This window comes from Streptomyces sp. CO7 (assembly GCF_053474865.1).
This window is the reverse complement of sequence record NZ_JBRIOU010000227.1, coordinates 1-1,715: the sequence shown is the minus strand read 5'-3', so window position 1 is coordinate 1,715 and position 1,715 is coordinate 1. Positions and strand designations below refer to the sequence as shown.

Genomic DNA, 1,715 nt, shown 5'->3' with positions numbered 1-1,715 from the left:
CCCGTGCCACCCGCACCGGTCCGCGGCGTCGTCCCGGGCTCGGCGTCCCGCACCCTTGCCCGGCAGGATCCGCCCAGGTGAACACGTCGCCATGCCGGGCGGGCCGGTGCCATACTGACCCACCTTGGCATCGGCGGAGCGGACGGGGGCGCGATGGGCCAGGCGGTGACCACAGCCATGCTGCGGGTGACGGACGTGCACAAGTCGTACGGGCGGGGGGTCGGTGCCGTGCACGCGCTGCGGGGTGTCTCCTTCGAGGTCCCGCGGGGCGAACTCGTGGCCCTCAAGGGGCGCTCCGGCTCGGGCAAGACCACCCTGCTCAACATCGTCGGCGGCCTCGACGAGCCGGACGGCGGCAGCGTCGTCGTCGACGGGCTGGACCTGCGGGAACAGGGCGAGGACGCGCTGCTCGCCCTGCGCCGGGAGCGCATCGGGTTCGTCTTCCAGTCCTTCGGGCTCATCCCCGTGCTCACCGCCGCCGAGAACGTGGGCGTGCCGCTGCGGCTGCGCGGCGCCGACCCGCGGGAGCGGGAGGAGCGCGTCGACCTCCTGCTGTCCCTGGTGGGCCTGGCGGACCACGCGGCGCAACGGCCGGGCGAGTTGTCGGGCGGGCAGCGCCAACGCGTGGCCATCGCCCGCGCTCTGGCGAACAGCCCGTCGATCCTCATCGCCGACGAGCCGACCGGCCAGCTGGACGCGGAGACCGGCCACTCGGTGATGGAGCTGCTGCGCGCGGTGGTCCGCAGCGAGGAGATCACCGCGCTGGTGGCCACCCACGACACGACGCTCCTCGACCTCGCCGACCGCGTACTGGAGCTGCGCGACGGCGAGATCACCGAGCTCGACGCGAGCGACGGGGCGTAGGCCGCCTCACCGGAATTCGATTGCCCGCCGCACTCCGCGCGGTGTCACCTGTCCGCATGAGCAGAATGGCGCAGGTCATCGTGTTGGCGCGGTACGAGGACGAGGTGATGGAGCCGCTGACGCGGCCGGACGAGTCCCGCACCTGGGGCGGCTGCTTCCAGCAGATCCCCTGGTTCGTCGGCGGCTGGTACATCGAGTTCGAGCGGTGGTTCCGCCGCCGCGGCGTACTCGCGGACCTGGAGTCCCTGCCGTGGAACGAGCCCGCCTGCGTGCAGGTCCTGCTGCACGACGAGGACGGCGACCTGTTCGGTCTGTGGATGTTCCGCGACGGCGTCCTCGTCGAGGTGGACGTCCCCGGGACCCGGCGGGTGCACGTCGCCGCCCCGGTGTCCGACCCGAACCCCGGCTTCCTGGTCCGCACCGGCCTGGGGCGGGGAGAGGACCGGCACTCGCCGGAACACGCGCAGGACCCGCGGTCGTTTTGGTGACCGGACGCGCTCAGATGTCGTCGTCCAGGGCGAGATCGTCCCAGGCGATGTCACGGAGCCCGGGGTCGGCGTCCTCGCCCGACGGCACGGCCGGGCCGTGCTGGAACCACGCCACGGTGAGGAAGGAACGCCGCAGGACGGGGTCGTCGCCGGGAGCGATCACGGTCGACCGGAAGACGCCGACGCACGCCACGGACGGCAGCGTCTCGACAGGGCCGAACGGGCGGGAGGGACCCGGCGCGGTACGAGGACGAGGTGATGGAGCCGCTGACGCGGCCGGACGAGTCCCGCACCTGGGGCGGCTGCTTCCAGCAGATCCCCTGGTTCGTCGGCGGCTGGTACATCGAGTTCGAGCGGTGGTTC

Annotated in this window: 3 protein-coding genes; 2 read left to right on the top strand and 1 reads right to left on the bottom strand. The window is 72.8% G+C overall.

From position 1 onward, the window contains the following. Positions 1 to 153: 153 nt before the first annotated feature. Both ACOV8S_RS32990 and ACOV8S_RS32985 read left to right on the top strand, forming a co-directional pair. Positions 154 to 864 carry an ABC transporter ATP-binding protein gene (locus ACOV8S_RS32990; protein ID WP_448322353.1) on the top strand — a complete coding sequence of 237 codons (711 nt, stop codon included), beginning with the start codon at positions 154 to 156 and terminating at the stop codon, positions 862 to 864. Between the two features lie 56 nt (positions 865 to 920). Further along, a complete protein-coding gene (locus ACOV8S_RS32985; protein ID WP_448322351.1) occupies positions 921 to 1,352 on the top strand; it encodes a hypothetical protein in 432 nt (143 codons plus the stop codon). Between the two features lie 10 nt (positions 1,353 to 1,362). Here the strand turns inward: ACOV8S_RS32985 and ACOV8S_RS32980 are convergent, their stop codons facing one another. Further along, on the bottom strand, positions 1,363 to 1,545 hold the full coding sequence (locus ACOV8S_RS32980) for a hypothetical protein (protein WP_448322349.1): 183 nt from the start codon (positions 1,543 to 1,545) through the stop codon (positions 1,363 to 1,365). Positions 1,546 to 1,715 lie beyond the last annotated feature (170 nt).